This window comes from uncultured Enterovirga sp., from assembly GCF_964242715.1.
Classification (GTDB): domain Bacteria; phylum Pseudomonadota; class Alphaproteobacteria; order Rhizobiales; family Beijerinckiaceae; genus Enterovirga.
The window spans coordinates 33483-56489 of record NZ_CAXTAZ010000012.1; the positions used below are offsets into that span (position 1 = coordinate 33483).

Here is a 23007-nt window from a genome sequence, read left to right on the forward strand (position 1 = left end):
CGGGGAGCGCCCGTATCCAGCTTCCGATCGATCTACGGCGTCAGTCCATTTCGCCCTCGCCGGACCAATCGGCAGGGCGTATCGAACGACGACACCAAAAACGCGCAGAGCCTCCCATGCAACTCGTCGCCAACCTGACCATGATGTTCACCGAGCTTCCGGTGCCCGAGCGGTTCGGGGCCGCGGCCCGGGCCGGGTTCGAGGGTGTCGAGATCCAGTTTCCCTACGAGTTCGACCCGGCGGAGCTGCGGCGGGCGTCCGCCGATCGGCCGGTCGTGCTCATCAATGCGCCGGCGTCGGACCCGCGCGGCAGCAACGGGCGGGCGACCGACGCCGCCTTGCGGGCCGAGTTCCGGCAGGGGCTGGACGAGGCCATGCGCTTCGCCGAGGCGCTTCGGGTGTCCAAGCTGAATGTGCTGCCCGGCCCGCCGCCGCCTGGCCAGGATGCCGCGACCACGGATGCGGTGCTCGGCGACAACCTGCGGCTCGCGGCCGAGCGGATGGGCGGGATCGGCGTCGCGGTCGTGACGGAGGCGATCAACCCCTGGGACGTTCCCGGTATGTGGCTGAACAGCCTCGGCAAGGCGCTGAGCTTCCTCGACGGGCTCGACGAGCCGAGGGTGAAGCTGCAATTCGACCTCTACCACATGGCCCGGACGGAGCCGGACCTCGTCGCCGCGATCGCGACGGCCGGCCCGCGGATCGGCCATGTCCAGTTCGCCGATACGGAAGGACGCCACGAGCCCGGCACCGGGACGATCGACTTCGACGCCGCCTTCGCGGCCCTGCACCGCGCCGGCTATGACGGGGCGGTCGCGGCGGAATACCGGCCGGCCGGCCGCACCGAGGATGGGCTCGGCTGGATGGCGCGGGTGCCGGGCTGGTTCGGCAGGGTCTAGGGGTTCAAACGCGGCTGGCATGTTTAACGCATTCTTGACGAGCCGTAGATGAAAATTCTACGTCATCATCGCGCATCCAGGGGCCGCCGCATGAATCTCAAAGCCATGTTCACGGACCACCCGGCGATGGTGGGCGAGACCTATCCCGAGCATATGCGCACGGCGCTGAGCTTCGCCGGCCCGCTCGCCCGGGCGACGTTGGGAGCGCTGGTCCACGCCTTCCTGCCGTTTCTCTGCACCACCACGGCGAGCGACACCGTGAAGGGGCTCTATGCCCGGATGACGAAGCGCTGCGCGACCTGCAAGGCGGGCCCGGTGCATCGCCCGGACCTGTTTCCCGGGCGGGTTTCGGCCTCGACCCGGGTGCCGGACACGCTGCTCGCCTGGGACCCGGTGATCTGACGGCAGCATCTGCGGTCGGTTAACGCTTAACCCTCTGACACCGCGAGGTTCTTCTCGGCCGCGAAAGCGCCCGATTCACCCCTCGTCAGCCATCTTCCCCAACCTCTTCGATAGGGATCGCGGTCACGTTCACACCCGAAGGTCAGCCAAGAAGGGCCTCGGGGCGCATGGTGTTCAAACAGAGTGGTCGGGCGACCGGGATCGGTCTCGCCCAGATGAAGCGTCTCGCGCTGGTCGTCGCGGTGGTGATGGGTTGCGTGGTGGCTGGAAAGGCCGGCGCCCGGGAACTCGTGACCTTCCCGGAGGGCATCGCCCGGCCGGGGACGATCGTGATCCGGACGACCGAGCGGCGGCTCTATCTCGTCGGGCGCGACGGCACCGCGATCCGCTATCCGGTCGCGGTCGGCAAGCCCGGCAAGCAATGGTTCGGCTGGTCGGCGGTCGACGGCAAATATGTCGAGCCGGCCTGGTCGCCGCCGGACGACGTGAAGCGCGACAATCCGAGCCTGCCGGCCGTGATTCCGGGCGGATCGCCCTCGAACCCGATGGGTCCGCGCGCCCTGACCCTCGTCGGCGGCGATTACGCCATTCACGGCACGAACCGGCCGAACTCGGTCGGCACCTACGCGTCGTATGGCTGCATCCGGATGTACAACCAGGACATCGTCGACCTCTACGCCCGCGTGCCGGTTGGAACGCCGGTTGTCGTCGTGCGGTAGGGGTTACGAATACGCCGCCCTGAGGTCGAGCGTGGCCCGCTCGCCGACCGCCGCGTAATTCTCCTCGAGCCAAGCCGTGGCGCTCGCCCGGCCGAGGTCCCGCAAGGTTTCGAAGAAGCCGAAATCGGCGTGGAGCCGCGAGGAGGCCATGTATCGGCCGAGCGCCTCGCCGCCGTCGATCCGGTGCATCAGGACGCGCTTGTAGTCGCTCCGGTCGAGCTTGCCCTCGTCGATCAGCCGCGTCACGAGGTCGATGACTCGGAATTCGCCGAGCAGCCCGCCGTTGAAGGTGACCTCCGTCAGCCGGTTCTGGATCTCGCGCATTTCGGTCGGCGTCGTGCGGCGTTCGACCGGGTTGATCTGCACCAGGATGACGTCGTCGCAGGCCGTCCCGTAGAACAGGGGATAGAGGGCCGGGTTGCCGACATAGCCGCCATCCCAATAGGGCTCGCCGTCGATCTCGACCGCCCGGAAGATGGTCGGCAGGCAGGCCGAGGCCATCACATGCTCGGGTCGGAGTTCGGCCGTCTCGAAGATGCGGGCCTTGCCGGTCCAGACATTCGTCGCCGAGACGAACAGTTTTACGGGGGCGCCGCGCAGCCGGTCGAAATCGACGAGGTCGCGGACGAGGTCGCGCAGCGGGTTGATGTCGAGCGGGTTCGCGCTCGTCGGCGACAGCGTGCCGCGCCAGAAGTCGAACAGCGCGTTCGAGGCGATCGGCGACCACATGTCCAGGAAGACGTCGAAGATGCGCCGCTGCGGGGCCGAGAGCCCGCCGTCGAGGCTGACATGGCGCCAGAAGGCCTCGAGCTGCATGCGGGCGCCGTCGGGCCCGCCCTCCAGCCAGCCATCCACCATGATGACGGCGTTCATCGACCCGGCGGAGGCGCCCGTGATCGCCTCGAAGGCGAGCCGCCCGTCCTCGATCAGCCGGTCCAGCACGCCCCAGGTAAAGGCGCCGTGGGCGCCGCCGCCCTGCAGCGCGAGGGAGACGGCCTTCTCGGCCCGCGGTCCGGCGAGGCCGCAGGGGCCCCGGTTCTCGCCGCCGCGCCCGCTCACGCGGCCGTCCAGCCGCCGTCGATCGAGAGATTGGCGCCGGTGATCTGGGAGGCCGCGTCCGAGCAGAGAAAGACGGCGAGCGCCGCGACCTGCTCGACCGTAACGAACTCCTTCGTCGGCTGCGCCGTCAGCATGACGTCGTTGATGACCTGGTCCTTCGACATGCCGCGGGCCTTCATCGTGTCCGGGATCTGCTTCTCGACCAGCGGCGTCCAGACATAGCCGGGCGAGATGCAATTCACGGTGATCTTGTCGGTCGCGACTTCGAGCGCCACGGTCTTGGTCAGCCCGACGAGGCCGTGCTTGGCCGAGACATAGGCCGACTTGAACGGGGAGGCGACGAGCGAATGGGCGGAGGCGGTCGAGACGATCCGGCCCCAGCCGCGCCGCTTCATCCCGGGAATGACGGCCTTGATGGCGTGGAAGGCGGCCGAGAGATTGATCGCGAGGATCTGGTCCCACTTCTCGTCGGGGAAGTCCTGCACCGGTGCCACGTGCTGGATACCCGCATTGTTGATCAGGATGTCGACCGATCCGAAGGTCGTCTCCGCGATCTCGACCATGCCGGCGATCTCGCGCGGGTTCGACATGTCCGCGGGTGAATAGATCGCCCGCACGCCGAACTCGCTCTCGATCCGGGCGCGCTCGGATTCGATCGCGGCCGCATCGCCGAACCCGTTGATGAGGACATTTGCGCCCTCCTTCGCGAGCGCGCGCGCATAGGCGAGCCCGATCCCGCTCGTCGAACCTGTCACCAAGGCGGATTTTGACGTCAGCGCCATCTCGCGATCTCCGATGCGGGGGTGGTTAAGCCGGGGAAGCCGGCATGTCACCAGCACCACGCGAGGAACCTCATCCGGCGTGCGATCGTTGCCCGCCGTTGCCCTTCGACGGACCTCATGGCCAGCATCCTCCGCATCCTGCTCGCGATCCTTCTGCCGCCCGTGGGCGTATTCTTCACCGTCGGCATCGGGCTTCAATTCTGGCTCAACATCCTCCTCACGCTGCTCGGCTATTTTCCTGGCATGATACACGCCGTGTGGATCATCGCCCGCCGGGCCCCGGCCTGAGGCGATGATCCGGGTTGGCGTCGGCGGCTGGACTTTCGCACCCTGGCGGGGTGCCTTCTACCCGAAGGGGCTGCCGGCCGCGAAGGAGCTTGCGCATGCGAGCCGCTGCCTGACCGCGATCGAGATCAACGGCACCTTCTACCGGACGCAGACGCCCGCAAGCTTCCGGAAATGGGCCGAGGAGACGCCCGACGGCTTCGTCTTCGCCCTAAAGGGCCACCGCTTCGTCACGAACCGCAAGGTCCTGGCCGAAGCCGGGCCCGGCATTGAGCATTTCCTCTCGTCGGGACTGCTCGAACTCGGCGACAAGCTCGGCCCGATCAACTGGCAGCTCGCCCCGACGAAGCGTTTCGACCCGGACGACCTGGCGGCCTTTCTGGCGCTCCTGCCCCATGAGCGCGAGGGAATGCGGATCCGGCACGCGATCGAGGCCCGGCACGAGAGCTTTCGGAATCCGGCATTCGTCGAGATGGCGCGCCGGCACGGGATTGCCATCGTCTACGCAGATTCCGACGACTATCCGGGGATCGCGGACCCGACCGCCGACTTCGTCTATGCGCGGCTCCAGCGTTCGCGTGAGGGCGAGCCTCTGGGCTACCCCGCAGCCGAACTCGACCTCTGGGCGACGAGGGCGAAGAGCTGGCAGGCCGGCCAGAGCCCGTATGGGCTCGATCACCTCGCAGGAGAGAGTTCGACGGCAGCAGGGCGCGACGTCTTCCTGTTCTTCATCTCCGGCGAGAAGGTGCTCAATCCTGCCGCCGCCTGCGCCCTCATCGAGCGCCTCGGCTGAGCCCGGAGGCCGTGACCTCGATCACGTCTGGTTGAGAGCCGTCGGGCAAAGGTTGATCCCGGGGAGAGAGGGGCCTACCTGAGGGAACATTCAGAGAACGAAATCGAGCATGGACGAGACCGTTGCCCGCAAGCTGCGCGTCCTCGCCGACGCCGCCAAATACGATGCGTCCTGTGCCTCTTCCGGGGCGCCGAGGCGATCTGCCGGGAAGGACGGCATCGGGTCGACGAATTCGATCGGGATCTGCCATTCCTACACGCCCGACGGTCGCTGCGTGTCGCTCCTCAAGGTGCTGCTGACCAATTATTGCCTGTTCGATTGCGCCTATTGCGTGAACCGGCGCTCCTCCAACGTCGAACGGGCCCGCTTCGCCACCAAGGAGATCGTCGACCTGACGCTCGCCTTCTACAAGCGCAACTATATCGAGGGGCTGTTTCTCTCCTCCGGCATCATCCGCTCGCCGGACTACACGATGGAGCAACTGATTTTGGTCGCGAAGACCTTGCGGCAGGCGCACGGCTATCGCGGCTACATTCACCTGAAGACGATCCCGGAGGCGAGCCCCTGGCTAGTCGAACAGGCTGGGCTCTGGGCGGATCGCCTGTCGATCAACCTCGAATTGCCGACCGACGAGGGCCTGACGCAATTCGCGCCCGAGAAGAAGGCGCCTGCCATCCGGGCCGCCATGGGCCAGATGCGCGAGCGCATCGCCCAGGGGAAGGAGGAGCGCCGCAGCTTCTCCCCGGCCGGACAGTCGACGCAACTCATCGTCGGAGCCGACGGGGCGAATGACGAGTCGATCCTCAAGGCCAGCGCCGGCCTTTACGACCTCTACGATCTCCGCCGCGTCTATTACTCGGCCTTCAGCCCGATCCCCGATTCCACCTCAACGCTCCCGTCGAAATCACCGCCGCTCCAGCGCGAGAACCGGCTTTATCAGGCCGATTGGCTGCTCCGCCATTACGGCTTCGCCGTGGATGAGATCACCTCGGGCGGGGAGGACGGCATGCTCGACCTCGCCATCGACCCGAAGCTCGCATGGGCGCTGAAGAACCGTCACCGCTTCCCGGTCGACGTGAACGCGGCCGACCGGGAGATGCTGCTGCGCGTGCCCGGCCTCGGCAAGCGTGCCGTCGACAAGATCGTCGTCACCCGACGCCACACCCGGCTCGGCCTCGACGACCTCGCCCGGCTCACCGGGACTTTAAAACGGGCCCGCCCCTTCCTGGTCGCCCGCGACCATCACCCGGGCGCCACGATCGACCGCCTCGACCTCCGCGGAACGCTGATCGAGCCGCCGGCCGCGCAGCTCAGCCTGTTCTGAGTCTCGCCTTGGCTTCTCCTACGCTCCTCATGGTGAGGTGGCCGGCGCAGCCTGCTCTCGAAGCGGGGCCGACCTGCGGTGCGTCCTTCGAGGCTCCGCTACGCGGAGCACCTCAGGATGATGAGGAGCTTTGTGGTTGAGCGAATGACTATGCGCCGGATCAGCCTGACTGAGGGCGCCGATCTCGACGGCTTCCGCGATGCCGTGCGGTCGCTCGTGGCCGTCGGGATCCCGCCCGAGGCGGTGAGCTGGGAATTGGGCGCACAGGCGAACCTGTTCGGGGACACCGAGCCGGTCTCCGCTGCGCCGCTCAGGCTGCCCCGCAAGCTCGGCGAGTTGATCCGGGAGGTGGTGCCGCACCGCGATCCGGAGCGCTACGGGCTCCTCTACGACGCGATCTGGCGCGTCTGCGGGGGCCAGCGCGACCTGCTCGAGATCGCGAGCGATCCGGTCGTCCACCGGCTCGACCTCTTGGCTCGGGCGGTCCGGCGCGACATCCACAAGATGCACGCCTATCTCCGCTTCCGGAAGGTCGAGGGCGGCCCGCCCGACGAGACGGAGCGCTACGCGGCCTGGTTCGAGCCCGACCATTTCATTTTGGAAGCGGCGGTGCCGTTCTTCGTCGAGCGCTTCCGGGCCATGCACTGGGCGATCATCACGCCCGTCGGCTCCGCGCTGTGGGAGGGGACGGAGCTGGTCTACGGCCTGCCCGGCACGAAGGCAGACGCGCCGGGCGAAGACGGGTTCGAGGCGGGCTGGACCGGATATTACGAGAGCATCTTCAACCCGGCCCGCACTAATCCGAAGCTGATGCGGTCGCACATGGCCAAGAAATACTGGCACAACCTGCCCGAGGCGGCCGCGATCCCGAATCTGGTTCGTTCGGCCGCCGGGCGGGTCAGCGGCATGATCGAGAGAGAGGCGACGATGCCCGCGAAGAAGAAGCCGGAGGGCGCGCTCGCCGCCATGCTGGACCAGGCGCCGACCACGCTCGAGGAGCTGAACGCGCTAATCCGGGCCGCCGGGCCGCTCGTTCCCGGGGCGACCCAGGCCGTCGTCGGAGAGGGGCCGGCGAATGCCACGATCGTCTTCGTTGGGGAGCAGCCGGGGGACGAGGAGGACCTGAAGGGCAGGCCCTTCGTCGGCCCTGCCGGCCGGCTCCTCGAGCGGGCTTTCGGCGAGGCGGGGATCGAGCGACGGGACGTCTATCTCACGAATGCCGTGAAGCATTTCAAGTTCGACCAGCGCGGGAAGCGCCGCATCCATGCCAAGCCGACGGCCGGCGAGGTGAGCCACTATCGCTGGTGGCTGATGCGCGAGCTGGAACTCGTCGAGCCGAAGCTCATCGTGGCGCTGGGCGGCACCGCCGTCCTCGCCCTAACCGGGAAGTCGGTCCCGATCACCCGCGCCCGCGGCCCGGCGAAGCTGCTCGAGGATTTCGCCGGCTTCATCACCGTCCACCCGTCCTACCTGCTGCGCCTGCCCGACGAGGATGCGAAGGCGGCGGCCTATGCCCAATTCGTCCAGGACCTGACCCAGGTCCGCGAACTCGGCGCCGCCGAGCGCGGCGGCCGGTCACACGCTGCGGCCTAATCCGCTCATCCCGGCAAAAGCCGGGATCCAACCTCGGCCGACCCCATCGGATGGGGGTTCTGGGCACCGGCTTCCGCCGGTGTGAGCGGAGGCCCGAGGGCTACCCGTAACGGTGCAGGCCGTTGCCGTGCCGCTTCAGCCAGATCTCCGCCGCGTCGGTGCCGGGGCACATGCCTCGGAGGAGCGACCAGAAGCGGTGGGAGTGGTTGAGCTCCCTCAGATGAGCGACCTCGTGCGCGGCGAGATAGTCCAGCACCTCGGGCGGGGCGAGGATCAGGCGCCAGGAGAAGCTGAGCGCGCCGGTCGAAGAACACGAACCCCAACGGCTGCGGGTATCCCGTGGCGTGACCTTACGGGCATCGATCCCGATCATGCCGGTATAGCGAACGACCGCCAGGTCGAGATCCGCCTTCGCCTCCGCCTGGAGGAAGCGCCGCACCCGGCCCGGGATACTTGCCACGTCGCCCGAGACGCTGATGACGGCCTCGCCGCCCGCGTCGCGGCTCGCCCGCGTCGCGGCGCGCGAGCTTCCGCCATGAACGAGGCGGTGCGGCTCTCCCCTGAGCGGCACGACGGCGCCCGGCTCGAAGCGAACGCGTTCGGGCACACGAGCCAGCCGCGCCGTAATCCAGCCGGCATGGGCATCGATAAAGGTCTTGGCGCTCGCCAGATCGGTCCTCGCCGGGAGCGTCAGGCTGACCTCGCCGGTGGTGGACGAAACCCGCAAGGTCATCCGACGCGAAGCGCTCCGACGGCGCAGATCGACCTTTAGCGGGCCGTCGGCCCGGGAGAGCGTCAGATGCCCAGGCTCGGGCGGGGTTGGTCGGCGAAGCCAGCGCATCGCAGGAGGCTGCCCGCCGGGCGCGAGGGTGTCACCCGCCCGGTCTGGAGGCCGGCCAGATGTCCACAGCGTCAGACGTGGGCCTTCTCGATCGCGCGGGCCCGTCGCTTGCTCTTCCGGTTCGGCGCCGGTGCCGCCTCGGCGAGCGCCTTTTCGAGCATCGGCGCGGGAGCCGTCGCAGGTGCGAGCGCGGCGACCGACGTCATGGTGACGGCGGCCGGGACATGCGCCACGGCCGGCGTCGGCGCAGGGGCGAGCGACGGAGCGGGAGCCGGCTGGACGGCCACGGTGCGGGCTGGAGCCTGCACGGGCACGGCATCCTGGCCCTGCGCGGCGATGAAGTCCGTGATCCGGGGCACGATCTCCTTGCGGAAGCGCGATCCGTTGAACACGCCGTAATGGCCGACCTTCTCCTGCAGGTGATAGACCTTCTTCTCGGCGGGCAGGTTCGGCGTCAGCTCGATCGCCGCAAGGGTCTGGCCGACCCCGGAGATGTCGTCCTTCTCTCCCTCGACCGCCATGATCGCGCAGCGGCGTATGGCCAGGAGGTCCACAGGCTTCTCGCGATGGGCCATCTCTCCTTTCGGCAGCGATTGCTGGACGAACACCGTCTCGACGGTCTGGAGATAATACTCGGCCGTCAGGTCCATCACGGCCATATACTCGTCGTAGAATTCGCGATGCTTCTCGGCCGCATCGCCGTCTCCGCCGACGAGATGGTTGAACATGTCCCGGTGGGCGGTGACGTGACGGTCGAGATTCATGGCCATGAACCCCGACAGCTGCAGAAAGCCCGGATAGACCTGCCGCATCGCGCCCGGATAGCCGAACGGGACGGTGTGGATGCAGTTCTGCCGGAACCATTCCACCCCGCGCTGCTCGGCGACGAGGTTCACGGCCGTCGGCGAGCGGCGCGTGTCGATCGGGCCGCCCATCAGGGTCATGGACAGCGGGATCGCCTCGTCGTTCTCGGCCTCGAGAAGGGCAATGGCAGCGATCACCGGCACGGCCGGCTGGCAGACCGCGAGCACGTGAAGGTCTGGCCCGAGTTCGCGGCACATCGCGATGACGTAGTCGATGTAATCGTCGAGATCGAAGCTTCCGGCCGCAACCGGTACCATCGAGGCATCGACCCAATCGGTGACCATCACCTCGTGCGTCGGTAGAAACGCCTCGACGGTGCCGCGCAGGAGCGTCGCGTAATGGCCCGACATCGGGGCGACGATCAGGAGCTTCGGCTGGCTGCGCGCCTCGTCGAAGCCGACCCGCCGGAAGGCGACCACCTGTCCGAAGGGTCGAGTCCAGATGACCTCTTCCTTCACGTCGAACTGACGATCCCCGATCATCGTCGAGGCGAGGCCGAAGGTGGGCTTGGCATAGCGCCGGGTCGTGCGCTCGAACATCTCGCAAGCGGCCGCCATCGAACGCCCGACCGGCGTTCGGCCGAGGGGGTTCGCCGGGTTGTCCAGCATGAGCCGCGTCATGTCGTTCGCGACCCGTGCCGGCGCCAGCAGCATCTGCGCGGCGTCGTACCAGAAATACGCGTGGTCCATGTGGGCTCCTCACGACCGGATGCTGCGCTGCAGCAAAGTTCCCGGGCTTCTAAAACAAAGCTGTCCCGGCTCTGTTCCACACAGACAAGCGCGATCGGAGTTACGAACGGTCTAAGACGGAGTTCCTGCGACATTCGCGCAACGCTCGCCGGAGGGGCGGCAGAGGCTGCCGCAATTCGACCGTAAGAACGTAGTCATCGCTCGTGCGAACGGCGGCAGGGTGGGAAGAGGTGGGATGAACCGGTTTCTGACCATGATCGCCGGCGCGATCGTCATCCTGTCAGGCCTCTCCGTCCTTTTCGGAACCTGGTACACGATCGACCAGGGAACGCGCGGCGTGATCCTCCGCAACGGTGCGCTGCTCGGGATCGCGCAGCCGGGCCTCGGCTTCAAGCTGCCGCTTATCGACACCGTGCAGAAGACCTCCGTCCAGACGCATGTCGAGACCGAGGTGCAGCGCCTGCGCCAGAATGCGAATCGCGAGAAGGTCCAGGCGGAAATCACCGTGACTCAGGCGAATGCGCGCGCGAATGGCGTGAGGGCCCAGGCCCAAGCCGAAACCGACAGCATCCGTCTGAAGGACGAGGCCGAGGCGACCGCGATCCGGGCCCGGGTAGCCGCTCTGGGCGAGAATCCGAATCTCGTCACGCTCGTTCAAGCCGAGAGATGGAACGGCATCCTGGCGACCACGATGGTGCCGGGCGCGGCGGTGCCGATGATCAGCGTGAGCCGATGACCGCACGGGGTCTGGCCCGCAGGGTCGCGCGATGAGGGATCTTGCACCCGTCTCCTTCGGCCGCGAGGCCCGGCGGCTGAAGCTCGACACCATCGTGCGCCTGCGCTGGCTGGCCGTCACCGGGCAGTGCCTCGCGGTCAGCGTCGTCCACCTTCATCTCGGCTATCGGCTCCCGTTCCTGACCTGCCTGGCCGTGATCGCGGCGGCGGCTGCGGTGAATCTCTGGATCACGCTACGGGAGCCTGCGAGCCATCGTCTGGCGGAGAATCCCGCTACCGCGCTCCTCGCCTTCGACATCGTCCAGCTCGCGGCGCTTCTCTACCTGACGGGCGGCCTGCAAAATCCGTTCGCGGTCCTGTTCCTAGCCCCCGTCCTGATCTCGGCCGCATCGCTCTCGCCGATGCGGACCCTGGGGCTGGGGCTCCTGGCCGCGTTCAGCGCGACCATCCTGGCCCGCCTTCACCTCCCGCTACCCTGGAGCGTCCCGGGCGGGCTCGTGCTGCCGGACGTCTATGTCGCCGGGATCTGGACCGCGATCCTCCTCGCGATCGCCTTCACGGCCGGCTTTGCCTACCGGGTGGCCGAAGAGGCCCGGCAGCTTGGCGAGGCGCTCGCGGCGACGGAATTCGTGCTCGCCCGCGAACAGCACCTGTCGCAGCTCGACGGGCTCGCCGCCGCCGCGGCTCACGAACTCGGCACGCCCCTCGCCACGATCCGCCTCGTCGCCAAGGAGCTCGATCTCCAGGCCGAGCCCGGCAGCGCCATGGCGGAGGACACGAGGCTCCTGCGCGATGAGGTGGAGCGTTGCCGCGTGATCCTGTCGAAGCTGACCTCGCTTGGCGACGAGGAGGGACACGGCTTCCTGGCCACCATGTCGCTCGGCCATGTGATCGAGGAGGTCGTCGAGCCGCAGCGATCCTTCGATGTCGAATTCGTGATCAACCGGACGGGCGATGGTCCCGAGCCGGTTTGCCGGCGTTCGCCCGGCCTGATGTTCAGCCTGGGCAACCTCGTCGACAACGCGGCCGGATTCGCCCAGGCCCGCATCCTGATCGAGGCACGCTGGAATGCGGAGATCGTGTCGATCGAGATCCGGGACGACGGCCCAGGCTTCGCCTCGGAGGTGTTGCTGCGGGTGGGCGAGCCTTACGTCACCACGCGGGGCCACAATCGCGACGAGGAAGGCGGCGGCGGGCTTGGTCTTGGGCTGTTCATCGCCAAGACGCTGATCGAACGTTCGGGCGCGCAACTCACCCTCTGGAATGCCGGCCCGCCGAATGGTGGTGCGGTGGCCCGGATCATGTGGCCGCGGGCCGAGTTCGAGCGAGGCGTCGGCCGGTCCTCGACGGACTTGGGAACGGAGGCCCTGTCGCAGGCTGAACCGCTCCCCATATGACGTAGTGCAGCACCTATCAGGAGCGTCCCATGGCGCAGCCGAATGCCGTCACGTCCGAGACCGTCGCTCCCCTGGCCGGGACGGTCGAAAACACTCTCCTGATCGTCGATGACGACCGCCCCTTTTCGACCCGCTTGGCCCGGGCCATGGAAGGGCGGGGCTACGAGGTGCGGGTTGCCGAAAGCGTGGCCGACGGCGTCGCGGCGATCGAGGCCCAGGCGCCCGCCTTCGCCGTGATCGACATGCGGCTCGCAGACGGCTCGGGCCTTGACGTCATCGCGCGGCTGAAGGAGCGGCGGCCGGATGCGCGCGGCGTCATCCTGACGGGCTACGGCAATATCGCGACCGCCGTCACGGCCGTGAAGCTCGGCGCCTTCGACTATCTGGCGAAGCCGGCCGATGCGGACGAAATCCACGCGGCCCTGATGGCCGAGGCCGGAGAGCGGGCCATTCCTCCGGAGAACCCGATGTCGGCCGACCGGGTCCGTTGGGAGCACATCCAGCGCGTCTACGAACTGTGCAGCCGCAATGTGTCGGAGACGGCGCGCCGCCTCAACATGCATCGCCGGACGCTGCAGCGCATCCTGGCGAAACGCGCACCACGGTAGGTCCTCCCACTCCGCTCATGCCGGCGAAAGCCGGCACCCACGTCGCGTGCTGGATCCGGGATTTCGCCGGCATGAACGAGGGTCAGTCCATCCAGCCGGTCGCTCCGGCCGGGTCGACCAGCATGTGATGTCGGTTCGCCGCCACATGGGCGAAGCGGAGCATGACGGCCTTGCGGCGGGCTCCGGTAAGCCGGTGCTCCGGGGCGTCGCGGTGAATGGCAGCGCCGTAGCCGTCGGCCAGGATCAGCCCCGTGCTCTCCGGCAGGCAATCGAGCCGGAAATCGCGCGGCACCGCGAAGAATAAGCGGTCACAGAAGTCCCGGTAATCCGGCCATTTCGCATCGGCCCGCAGGTCGGCCGGCGACGACTTGATCTCGACGATCCAGATGCAGCCATCGGCCGTGAGGCCGATCACGTCGGCGCGTCGTCCCGAGGCGAGCGTGAACTCGGTCAGGCTCGCGCAGCCGTGGCCGGCCAGCAACCGGCGCACGCCGGTGCAGACGGACATCGCCGTCGGGGACTGGCGACCATCGGGGCGGGGACGTAGGGCGGCAGCGGCGAGCACGGGTCCGGGCTGGTCGGTTCACGATTCGTTCGGTGCAAGATGCCGGCTTCCCGCCGGCTTGTCACCCGTCAGCCGGCCTTGGCATCCTCCAGGATCATGGCGGCGCCCTTCTCGGCGATCATGATCGTCGGCGAGTTGGTGTTCCCGGACGTGATGCGGGGCATGACCGAAGCATCGATGACGCGAAGGGCTCGGATCCCGTGCACCCGGAGGCGCTCGTCCGTCACTGCCATCCGGTCCGTCGCCCGGCCCATGGCCGCAGTGCCGACGGGGTGGAAGATCGTGGTGCCGAGCCGGCCGGCGGCTTCGAAAAGCTGGTCGTCCGTGGCGACGTCGGGTCCGGGCAGGTACTCCTCCGGCCTGTATCGGGCGAGAGCCGGCTGCCCGACGATGCGTCGGGCAAGCTTCAGGGACTCCACCGCCACCCGGCGATCCTCGTCCGTGTCGAGGTAGTTCGGCGCGATGGCTGGCCGGGCATCCGAGTCGATTGCGGAGAGATGAACGCTGCCCCGGCTTGAGGGTCTCAGGTTGGCGACGCTCGCCGTGAAGGCGCCGAACCGGTGCAGGCCGTCGCCCCATTTGTCGAGGGAGAGCGGCTGGAAGTGGAACTGGATATTCGCGCTCGCATAATCGGATGAGGTGCGGGCGAAGGCGCCGACCTGGCTTGGCGCCATCGTCAGGGCTCCGGTCCGGAACAGCCCGTATTCGATCCCCATCCAGGCGCGTCGCAGCAGGTTCGCATAATCGGTGTTGAGCGACCGCACTCCGGTGACCCGGTAGACCGGGCGGATCTGGAGGTGGTCCTGCAGGTTTTCGCCCACACCCGGCAGGTGATGCGCCACTGGGATCCCGAATGGTCGCAGGCGGTCGCCGTCGCCGATCCTGGAACGCTCGAGGATCACGGGCGAGTTGACGGCGCCGGCGGAGAGAACGACCTCGCCCGATGCAATTGCCCGGAAACGCTCACCGCCCCGCGTGAAGGCGATGCCGGTCGCTCGCCCGTCCGCCATCTCGACATGCTCGACATGAATTCCGGTCTCCAGCCTGAGATTCTGCCGCCCGAGCGCCGGCTTGAGAAAGGCGCGCGCTGCGCTGACCCGGCGACCGCGGCGCTGGTTCACCTGGAAATAGGACGAGCCCTCGTTGTCGCCGGTGTTGAAATCCGAGATTTTAGGGATGCCGGCCTGTTCGGCCGCATCGCGGATCGCGTCGAGCAGGTCCCAACGCAGCCGCGGATGCTCGACCCGCCACTCCCCCCCGGAGCGGTGGAAGTCGTTCGGCGGCGCGATATGGTCCTCGTGCCGGAGGAAGAAGGGCAGAACATCGTCCCAGCCCCAGCCCGACAGGCCGAGCTGGCGCCACCCATCGTAATCGGCGGCCTGGCCCCGCATGTAGATCATGGCGTTGATGGCGGAGGAGCCGCCGATCACCTTGCCGCGAGGATAGGCGAGCTCGCGCCCGCCGAGACCGGGAACGGCGCCGGTCGTGTACATCCAATCCGCCCGCGGATTGCCGATCGCGAACAGGTATCCGACCGGGATGTGGAACCAGATCCAATTGTCCCGGCCGCCGGCCTCGAGCAGAAGCACGCGCCGGCGAGGGTCGGCAGACAGGCGGTTGGCGAGGACGCAGCCGGCCGAACCTGCGCCGACCACGATGTAGTCGTAGCTGCCGAAGTCCTGCATCCGCCGCCTCCCTTCCGATCAGCGTTCCGCCGTGGCTCCGCTTTAGGGCCGCAATCCACGTTGCGCGAGAGGTGCGGCCCCGTCTAACGTCACGGGCCGATGGTGGGGGGCAAATGGAGCGCGACACCTTTCACCTGTCATGGTGGGCTGCGCCGCGGCTGAACGCGGCCTTGATCGCGCTGGTGATCCTGGTCGGGCTGCCCTGCCTCTGGATCGCGTTCGACGTCGTCCAGCTCGCCGTGGATGCGGTCGCGAGCGGTGATGCGGCTCCCGCCACGTCCGGGCACGGCGCTCCGGCGAGCGCGCCTGCGGACGTCCGCCAAGTTTATCTGCGCTACGCCATCCAGTCGCAGAGCGGGCACATCATCGTCTTCCTGCCAGGTATCTCGCTGACTCGGGCGGAGCTTCCCGCCGCGATCGCGCTCTGCCTTGCCGCCCTCGGCGCGATGGTGGCCGCCCTGTGGTGGGCTTTTGGCGCCCTGACGGCCCAGATCGGCCGTCGCGTCGCGACCGTCCTGGCCGACCGCATCCTGCTCGTGATCTCCTCGGCGCCCATTCCGGCGGCCGAAGAAGCCCGGCGCGCGGCCTTTCTCGCCGGCGAGGCGCTCGGGCGGGAGCGCCAGACGCTCGGCCTCGGCGCTGTCGCCCCGCTTGCCGCCGGGGCAGTCGTCGCCGTGTCGGTCGGATATGTGGTCACGCACAGCGTCGAGATGGGCCTCGCGCTGCTTGTCGGCCTTCTCGTCTATTCGCTCATCACCAATCGCCAGGCCCGGCTGGATGCTCGCCTCCATTCGGCCCAGCGCTCCGTCAGCGATGTGCTGCGGCGCGCGCTCTCGGACCTGGCCCAGCACCTGTCCGCCGTGGTCGCCCACGGAACCCGGCTGACCGAGCGCGGCCGCATCAAGGATCAGCTGAAACAGGCCCGGCTCCCGGTAGAGAGGCTCGACCGCAAGGCCCGGACGGGCTCGGCGCTTGCGCTCGCCCTCCTGTTCACGGGACCGCTCGGGGTGCTCGCGGCCGCCTCGAGGGTCGACGCCACCGACCTCGTCACCCCGGGGGGCGCTGCGGCCTCGCTGCTCGCTGCATCGGTCGCGGTCGCTTCGCTCGCCGTCCATCTCGGCTTTCGCCGCGCCCTCGACCGGTCTCGCCCACTCTACGCCGACATCGCGCGCGCTCTCGGCACGTGCCAGGCGCGGCGTTTCGCAGGCGAGGAGACCCGGCTTCCGGCCTCGGGCGTGCTTCTGGCGGAGGGCGCCGTGACTGGTACGGCCCCGACCGGACGTCTGAACGGCGTTGATCTCAAGATCCCGCTTCCCGATCACGTGGCGCTCTGCGGTGGCCGGGATTCCGGCGCCCGCACCTTCGCCGGCCTTCTTGGCGGCCAGCTTCCCCGGACCGCGGGCCGGCTCGAATTCGGCGGCGTCGAGTTGACGGAGGTCGACCCGGCGGAGCGGGCGAAGCGCCTGGCTTTCGCAGGTGGCGCCTCATACCTGTTCGCCGGCTCTCTCAGGGCGAACCTCCTCTACGGTGCCCCCGAGGGAAAAACGGGTGACGTGGACGAGCTCCTCGTCGAGGCGATCCGGGTGGCCGGCCTCGACCGGATGGTCGAGCTCAGGGGCTTGTCCGGCAGCGTCGATGCGAGGCGTCAGCCGAAGCTCGCCGAATCCATCGTCGCGGCCCGGCGCACGATCTGGTCCGGATTGGAGGCCCGGGGGCTGTCCGACCTCATCGATCGGTTCGATCCCGAGGGCTACAACCATCAGGCCACGATCGGCGAGAATATCCTGTTCGGCGTGGCGCTCGGCGACACCTTCCGGATCGACCGCCTGCCCTCGCAGGCTTACCTGAAGGGCCTTCTCGACGCGGATGGGCTGGTCAAGCCTCTTGCCGCGATCGGCGCCTCGATCGCCCGGAGCGACCTCGAGCTGTTCGCAGGCCTGCCCGAGCGGAATTCCCTGGTCGGCCGCTTCGCCATGGTTCCGGCCTCGGAGCGGGACCGGTTCAACAATATCCTGATCCGACGGGACGAAGGGCGTCGCGGGGCCGGTTCCGCGCGGGACGACGAGCGACTGATCGGACTTGCCCTTCAATATTGCGAGAAGCGTCATCGGCTCGGACTCCTCGGGCCTGATCTCGAGGCCCGGATCGTGCGAATTCGGCTCGCCTTCTCGTCCTCCATGCCGCCGAGTCTCCAGCCCGCGATCCAGTTCTTCCACCCGGATCGGGTCTGCGCGGCTGCGAGCGTGCGGGACAACCTCCTGTTCGGACGCATCATCCAGGACCGCGCCGACGCGGAGCGCGACGTGGTCGAGGTGGTCAGGGCCGTCCTGGCCGAGATCGACCTCGTGGCCGATGTGTCGCGGGTTGGGCTGAGTACCCGCGTCGATCCCGTCGACCCCAAGATGACCGTCGGCGAGATCGCCGCGATCGACCTCGTGCGTTGCCTGGTCCGGAAGCCGGACACGATCGTGGTGGAACACGCGCTCGAGGCGCTGGGCGAGACCGAAGCCCCCGCTTTGGTGCAGCGTCTCCAGGCCGCACTCGCCGGACGCGGCCTGATGGTCGTGATCCCGGAGATGCACGAATCCGCCTGTCTGCCGCTCTTTCCGACGGCCCTCAGGTTCCATCATGGTCGGGTGGTGAGGGAGGCTCCAGCCGCCGCATCCGACGCGCCGCGCGTGCGGATCGCCGGTTGACCTCCTGCCTCGCGATGCTGCAGGGCGTCGCTCGTCACCGACGAGCGTGTCTTCATGAGTGAACCCGTGCCCAGCGCCGACACGCTCTACGTGAAGTTCTGGGGCGTGCGCGGCTCCGTCTCGGCGGCAGGCTCCCGCTTCGAGGAATTCGGCGGCAACACGCCCTGCGTCGAGGTGCGCTGCGGAGAGCGCCTGTTCATCATCGATGCCGGCACGGGCATCATCCCGCTCGGCCTGGAACTCGCCGCCTCGGGGCCGCCCGAGATCGACATCGTCCTGAGCCACCTGCATCTCGACCATGTGAGCGGGCTGCCCTTCTTCAAACCCGCGCTCTTGCCGGACCGGCACATCCGCCTCCATTGCGGCAATCTGCGGGGGGAGAGCGCCGAGGAGGCGTTCGGGCGGCTGTTCTCGCCCCCGCTCTTCCCGATCTCGCTGTCGCAGTTGCCCGGAAAGGTCGAGCATCTCGGGTTCAAGTCGGGGGACGTGCTCACATTCCATGACGGCGCGACGACGAAGACCCTGCCCCTGAACCATCCGGGCGGGGCGACCGGCTACCGGTTCGACTTCCGGGGCCGTTCCGTCTGCTACATCAGCGATATCGAGCACACCGTGCCGTGGCCCCCCGAAGATCTGCGGGATTTCGTGGCCGGCACCGATCTCGTGATCTTCGACGGGATGTTCTCGGAGACCGAATACATCCGCTGCCAGGGTTGGGGCCATTCGACCTGGCAAAAGGGCGTCGACCTGTGCCGGGCGGCCGGGGTCGAGGCGCTCGCGGTCTTCCACCTTCACCCGCAGCACGACGACGCCTACCTGCACGAGGAAGAGCGCAAGGTGTCGGCCGCTATGCCGGGTGCATTCCTGGCCCGCGAAGGACGCGTTCTCTCATTCACGACGACATCCTGACGGCGCCATTGCTGGCTGGCCTTTTCACGGCGGGAGTCTGTCTCGCGGCCGCGATGTCCGCGCTCCTCATCCGGCTGTTGCGACCGCTTCTGCGGCGTTATGCGCTGGCGCGCCCGAACGCTCGCTCGAGCCACAGCGTGCCGACGCCCCAGGGGGGCGGCATCGCCGTGGTCGCCGCCACGCTTTCCGCCGCGCTGCCGCTGGTCCTGGTCTTCGAAGGCCTGCACGGCCTGCCCGGTTTCGCCCTGCTCGCAGCTGCGACGCTGGCCCTCGCCCTTCTCGGTGGGGTGGACGACATCCGTCCGCTCTCCCCCGCAATCCGGCTCCTGGTCCAGATCCTGGCGGTCGCGGTGGTCGTGCAGCTGGTCGATCCCGGCCGCCTTCTGCCGGAGGCAATTCCCGCTTGGCTCGAGCGGAGCCTTCTCGTTCTGGCCGGAGCCTGGTGGGTGAACCTCGTCAACTTCATGGACGGGATCGACTGGATCACGGTCGCCGAATTCGTGCCGCTGACCTGCGCCATCGCGCTTCTTGGCCTCGCCGGGATCTTGCCGCCCGGAGTGGCGGGGGTAGCAGCCGCTCTCCTTGGCGCGCTGCTCGGCTTCGCGCCCGCGAACCGGCCGGTGGCCGGGCTTTTCCTCGGCGATGTCGGCTCGCTGCCCATCGGTCTCCTCTCCGGATGGATGCTGCTCGAACTGTCGAAAGCCGGCCATCTCGCCGCAGCCCTCCTCCTGCCGCTCTACTACCTGGCGGACGCCACGCTCACGCTCGGGCTCCGGGCTCGCCGCCGCGAACGGGTCTGGACCGCGCACAGGAGCCATTTCTACCAGCGCGCCCTGGACCGGGGTCTCCGGGTGATCGAGGTCGACCGGCACGTCTTCGGGCTCAACCTAGTCCTCGCGGCGCTCGCGGCCGCCACGATCCGGTGGGCCGACCTGCGGGCGCCGGCCCTCGCGCTCGGAGCGATCCTCGTCGCGCTGACGCTGCGCCGGTTCGCGTCGCAGGCCCGGTGAGACGCCCCCCGTGGTTTACCGGCCACTAACCATTGCGAGCTGTCGCAGGGCGTTGCGGTAACAACGGGGTAAGTTTAACGCTCCTAGGGATTGGGGGAGGCCGCTCCGGATCAACTGGATCGGCCGATGCGAGGTCTGGAATGAAGCGTCTCCTGGCGGCGTCGATCGTCGCTTTGTCGCTCGCTGGCTGCAACGAGCAGCCGGGTTCGACGCGGTCGCTCGCGCCCATCCCGGCGAAGACCGTCGCGCTCATGTCCGAGAAGGGCATGAGGAAAGAGGATCCGATCCTCGTCCGGCTCTACAAGAAGGAAGCGGAGCTCGAAGTCTGGAAAAGGACGAACGGGCAATATGCGCTGCTGAAATCCTTTCCGATCTGCCGCTGGTCCGGTCAGCTCGGCCCGAAGGTGCGGGAAGGCGATCGTCAGGCTCCCGAGGGGTTCTACACGGTGTCGCCCGGGCAGATGAACCCGAACTCCTCCTATCACCTGTCCTTCGACACCGGCTTCCCGAACGCCTTCGACCGCTCCCACAACCGCACCGGATCGCATCTGATGGTCCACGGCGATTGCTCGTCGCGCGGCTGCTACGCCATGACGGACGAGGGCATTTCCGAAGTCTATGCCATAGCCCGGGAATCCTTCTCGGCCGGTCAGCGGGGCTTCCAGTTCCAGGCCTATCCCTTCCGGATGACCGCCGAAAACCTGGCCCGCTACCGCCAGGACCCGAACATGCCGTTCTGGCGGAACCTGAAACAGGGCTCCGACCATTTCGAGGTCACGAAGCGCGAACCCAGGATCTCCGTCTGCCAGGGTCGTTACGCCTTCAACACGGTTGCCGACGAGTGCAAGGACGACCCGACGCTGGCGCCGGCCGTCGCTCAGAAGGACGAGGACGATCGCAAGCAGGTCGCGGACCTCGTGGCCAAGGGCACACCGGCCGTTCGCCTTCTCTATGCCGATGGCGGGCAGCACGAGAGCTTCAAGGGTGCAGCCCCGTCGACGGGCGGCGATTCGGGCTCTAGCTTTGCCATTCTGGATACACGTCCGAGCCGCAGCTTCAGCCAGGTGAGCCGACCCGAGGCACTGGCCGAAGGTCCCCGCGAGGTTCCGATCGAGACCGGCAAGTCCGGGTCGAAGTCCGCACGGGTGGCCGTCATGGCTTCGAAGTCGGCCGTGGCTGACCCGGCGACCTCGGGCTCGGTGACGACGCCTCGTGGGCCGGGCCGGACGCGGCTCGCCAGCGCGGATCCGGACGATGTGCCGACGCTCCCGGGCGCGGTGGAGCCGGGCTTGAAAACCTCCTCCGTTGGGGCAGACAAGAGACGCCAATCGACTCCGGGCAAGGAAAAGGCCTCGGCGTCGAGTTCATCCAGCGCCAAGGTGAAGGTCGCGCCCGCCCGGCGAGACAAGTCCGAGCACGCTGCCGTCCTGCTTCCTGGAGCCCAGGCCGTTGGGCCGAGCACCTCAGGCTTCAAGGCCAACTGATTGGTGGATGGGGCTGGAGACCCATCCTGTCTGTTGCGCCAATGTCACGAGAGTTGCCGGATTGTCCGACACTCGGCCTGATTGCACACCAAAGCGGCAAGTGGCGCAAAGTTAGCGTCGCCTTACTGCCGCGTTCCCGACACGCTTCAGCCATCAACAACACGGTGGTCGGGGGTCTCGGAAGCCATGAAGCGATACAGCCTACGTTCCTTCGCACTTGCGGGCGTGAGCCTTGTCAGCCTGGGCTTCGCTTTGGGCGGCGCTCGCGCGGCCGATCTGGCCCCCGCTGCCAAGGCGCCTGAAGCGCCAAAGGCCTGCAAGGCCGAGCTTTCGACGCCGGCCTTCGCCGGAATCATCAAGCAAAATCCCGATCCGACCTGCATCTCGACTGCGATCGGCGACCTGTATTTCGGTGGCGCCCTCTCGGGCTACGCCTATGCCCAGACGAATCAGTTTCCCTTCTCGCCGAGCCCGCTCCCGAACGACCGGGCCGGGCGAGTGGATTTCACCAACCTCCAGGGCTGGGTCCAGAAAGCCGACGGGCCGTTCCAGTTCTACGTGCAGGGCGGCGGCTACGCGATCCCGGCGCTTGGCTTCGTAAATTACGGCAGCATCGACCAGACCGATCTCTTGTTCGGACCGCTGCCGGTCGCCTTCGGAAAGATCGTGTTCAGCGATAACTGGTCGCTGCAGGGTGGTCGCATGCCGACCCTGATCGGGACCGAGGCGCCCTTCACTTTCCAGAACCTGAACATCCAGCGCGGCCTCCTGTTCAACCAGGAAAACATCATCAACCACGGCGTTCAGCTCAATTACGCCAACGGCCCCGTGACGCTCTCGGTCGCCGGCACCGACGGCTTCTTCTCCGGCGAGATCAGCTGGTTCACGGGCGCGCTGACCTACAAGCTCGACGACAACAACTCGGTCGGCGTCAACGGCGGTCTGAACCTCGGCCGGACCGACGTGCGCAACCGCAGCCTGCGCTACCAGTTCGCGACGCCGCTGCTGCAGCAGAACAGCGCGATCTTCAACGCGAACTACACCTACACGAACGGCCCGCTGACGATCACGCCCTACTTCCAGTACACGACGGTCGAGAAGGACCTGCAGCTCGGCATCCTGAACACGGCCTCGACCTATGGCGGGGCGGTCCTGGCGAGCTACGCCTTCACCGACAACTTCGCCCTCGCGGTGCGCGGCGAATACGAAGAGCAGACGGGACGTCGCGCCTCCGGAACCACGAGCCTCCTCTACGGCCCGGGCAGCTCGGCCTGGTCGTTCACCGTGACCCCGACCTACACGGTCGGACGCTACTTCCTGCGCGGCGAATATTCCCGCGTCGAGATCAGCGGCATCACCCGCGGCGACCTCGGCGAGGGGACCCTGGGTACCGGCTTCGGCCGTTCCGGCAACCGGACATCGCAGGACCGTTACATGGTCGAGACGGGCATCACGTTCTAAGCGCATCAGCGGTCCCGGCTCTTCAGCCGGGACCTTCGACGACGCGGAGACAGGCGCGGCCCGAGGGTCGCGCCTGTCTCGCGTCAAGCTCCATGTGCTGCCCGGATGCGCAAGCGACGCTTCGGATTGAGCTGCTCCCCCTGCCGCTCGACGAGCGTCGTCCTTCTCCCTTGCTTGCCGGGGAGCGTCCCGGCGCGGTAATCCGCA

At 67.9% G+C, this 23007-nt stretch carries 21 protein-coding genes; 15 read left to right on the top strand and 6 right to left on the bottom strand.

From position 1 onward, the window contains the following. Nucleotides 1-116: 116 nt before the first annotated feature. The 3 genes from ACFE87_RS08455 (at nt 117) to ACFE87_RS08465 (ending at nt 2020) form a co-directional block, all read left to right on the top strand. Nucleotides 117-899 (top strand): hydroxypyruvate isomerase family protein, encoded by a 783-nt coding sequence (locus ACFE87_RS08455; RefSeq protein WP_375459189.1) that lies wholly within the window; start codon nt 117-119, stop codon nt 897-899. A gap of 90 nt (nt 900-989) precedes the next feature. After that, nucleotides 990-1301: a DUF6356 family protein gene (locus ACFE87_RS08460; RefSeq protein ID WP_375459190.1), complete on the top strand. Its 312-nt coding sequence runs from the start codon at nt 990-992 to the stop codon at nt 1299-1301. Between the two features lie 215 nt (nt 1302-1516). Beyond that, nucleotides 1517-2020: a L,D-transpeptidase gene (locus ACFE87_RS08465; protein WP_375459248.1), complete on the top strand. Its 504-nt coding sequence runs from the start codon at nt 1517-1519 to the stop codon at nt 2018-2020. 3 nt (nt 2021-2023) lie between these two features. On the opposite strand, the gene ACFE87_RS08470 is transcribed toward ACFE87_RS08465, so the two are convergent. Continuing rightward, complete coding sequence (locus ACFE87_RS08470) at nt 2024-3079, bottom strand: patatin-like phospholipase family protein (protein ID WP_375459191.1); 1056 nt, start codon at nt 3077-3079, stop codon at nt 2024-2026. Beyond that, nucleotides 3076-3861 (bottom strand): 3-hydroxybutyrate dehydrogenase, encoded by a 786-nt coding sequence (locus tag ACFE87_RS08475; RefSeq protein WP_375459192.1) that lies wholly within the window; start codon nt 3859-3861, stop codon nt 3076-3078. The genes ACFE87_RS08470 and ACFE87_RS08475 overlap by 4 nt, the downstream gene beginning before the upstream one ends. Before the next feature lie 117 nt (nt 3862-3978). Between ACFE87_RS08475 and ACFE87_RS08480 the strand changes: the two genes are divergently transcribed. The 4 genes from ACFE87_RS08480 to ACFE87_RS08495 all read left to right on the top strand — a co-directional run bounded on the left by ACFE87_RS08480 (nt 3979) and on the right by ACFE87_RS08495 (nt 7856). Then, complete coding sequence (locus tag ACFE87_RS08480) at nt 3979-4149, top strand: YqaE/Pmp3 family membrane protein (protein WP_375459193.1); 171 nt, start codon at nt 3979-3981, stop codon at nt 4147-4149. A 4-nt stretch (nt 4150-4153) separates the two neighbouring features. Continuing rightward, nucleotides 4154-4939: a DUF72 domain-containing protein gene (locus ACFE87_RS08485; protein ID WP_375459194.1), complete on the top strand. Its 786-nt coding sequence runs from the start codon at nt 4154-4156 to the stop codon at nt 4937-4939. 109 nt (nt 4940-5048) lie between these two features. Further along, complete coding sequence (locus ACFE87_RS08490) at nt 5049-6263, top strand: putative DNA modification/repair radical SAM protein (protein WP_375459195.1); 1215 nt, start codon at nt 5049-5051, stop codon at nt 6261-6263. Between the two features lie 117 nt (nt 6264-6380). After that, nucleotides 6381-7856, top strand: coding sequence for a UdgX family uracil-DNA binding protein (locus ACFE87_RS08495; protein WP_375459196.1), 1476 nt, complete (start codon nt 6381-6383; stop codon nt 7854-7856). A 100-nt stretch (nt 7857-7956) separates the two neighbouring features. Here the strand turns inward: ACFE87_RS08495 and ACFE87_RS08500 are convergent, their stop codons facing one another. Further along, a complete protein-coding gene (locus ACFE87_RS08500; protein ID WP_375459197.1) occupies nt 7957-8697 on the bottom strand; it encodes a M48 family metallopeptidase in 741 nt (246 codons plus the stop codon). Nucleotides 8698-8768: 71 nt separating this feature from the next. After that, the gene (locus ACFE87_RS08505; protein WP_375459198.1) at nt 8769-10250 is read right to left on the bottom strand and encodes a polyhydroxyalkanoate depolymerase; all 1482 of its coding nucleotides are present in this window, start codon (nt 10248-10250) and stop codon (nt 8769-8771) included. A gap of 235 nt (nt 10251-10485) precedes the next feature. On the opposite strand from ACFE87_RS08505, the gene ACFE87_RS08510 reads away from it, so the two are divergent. Genes ACFE87_RS08510 through ACFE87_RS08520 form a run of 3 tightly spaced genes read left to right on the top strand, consistent with a single transcriptional unit; the run spans nt 10486 to nt 12990 of the window. Further along, nucleotides 10486-10986, top strand: coding sequence for an SPFH domain-containing protein (locus ACFE87_RS08510; RefSeq protein ID WP_375459199.1), 501 nt, complete (start codon nt 10486-10488; stop codon nt 10984-10986). Between the two features lie 31 nt (nt 10987-11017). Continuing rightward, nucleotides 11018-12382, top strand: a complete 1365-nt coding sequence (locus tag ACFE87_RS08515; protein ID WP_375459200.1) for an ActS/PrrB/RegB family redox-sensitive histidine kinase — start codon at nt 11018-11020, stop codon at nt 12380-12382. 29 nt (nt 12383-12411) lie between these two features. Beyond that, complete coding sequence (locus ACFE87_RS08520) at nt 12412-12990, top strand: ActR/PrrA/RegA family redox response regulator transcription factor (protein WP_375459201.1); 579 nt, start codon at nt 12412-12414, stop codon at nt 12988-12990. A gap of 82 nt (nt 12991-13072) precedes the next feature. Here ACFE87_RS08520 and ACFE87_RS08525 read toward each other — a convergent pair whose 3' ends face one another. Further along, the gene (locus ACFE87_RS08525; RefSeq protein WP_375459202.1) at nt 13073-13555 is read right to left on the bottom strand and encodes an MmcB family DNA repair protein; all 483 of its coding nucleotides are present in this window, start codon (nt 13553-13555) and stop codon (nt 13073-13075) included. A 68-nt stretch (nt 13556-13623) separates the two neighbouring features. Continuing rightward, nucleotides 13624-15240: a GMC family oxidoreductase gene (locus tag ACFE87_RS08530; protein ID WP_375459203.1), complete on the bottom strand. Its 1617-nt coding sequence runs from the start codon at nt 15238-15240 to the stop codon at nt 13624-13626. A gap of 113 nt (nt 15241-15353) precedes the next feature. Between ACFE87_RS08530 and ACFE87_RS08535 the strand changes: the two genes are divergently transcribed. From ACFE87_RS08535 to ACFE87_RS08555, 5 genes are all read left to right on the top strand, one after another. Then, nucleotides 15354-17936: a hypothetical protein gene (locus tag ACFE87_RS08535; protein WP_375459204.1), complete on the top strand. Its 2583-nt coding sequence runs from the start codon at nt 15354-15356 to the stop codon at nt 17934-17936. A gap of 54 nt (nt 17937-17990) precedes the next feature. Further along, on the top strand, nt 17991-18845 hold the full coding sequence (locus ACFE87_RS08540; protein WP_375459205.1) for an MBL fold metallo-hydrolase: 855 nt from the start codon (nt 17991-17993) through the stop codon (nt 18843-18845). Between the two features lie 53 nt (nt 18846-18898). Then, on the top strand, nt 18899-19855 hold the full coding sequence (locus ACFE87_RS08545) for a glycosyl transferase (protein ID WP_375459206.1): 957 nt from the start codon (nt 18899-18901) through the stop codon (nt 19853-19855). 140 nt (nt 19856-19995) lie between these two features. Continuing rightward, a complete protein-coding gene (locus ACFE87_RS08550) occupies nt 19996-21339 on the top strand; it encodes a hypothetical protein (RefSeq protein WP_375459207.1) in 1344 nt (447 codons plus the stop codon). Between the two features lie 186 nt (nt 21340-21525). Then, nucleotides 21526-22800, top strand: a complete 1275-nt coding sequence (locus ACFE87_RS08555) for a porin (protein WP_375459208.1) — start codon at nt 21526-21528, stop codon at nt 22798-22800. Nucleotides 22801-23007: the final 207 nt, after the last annotated feature.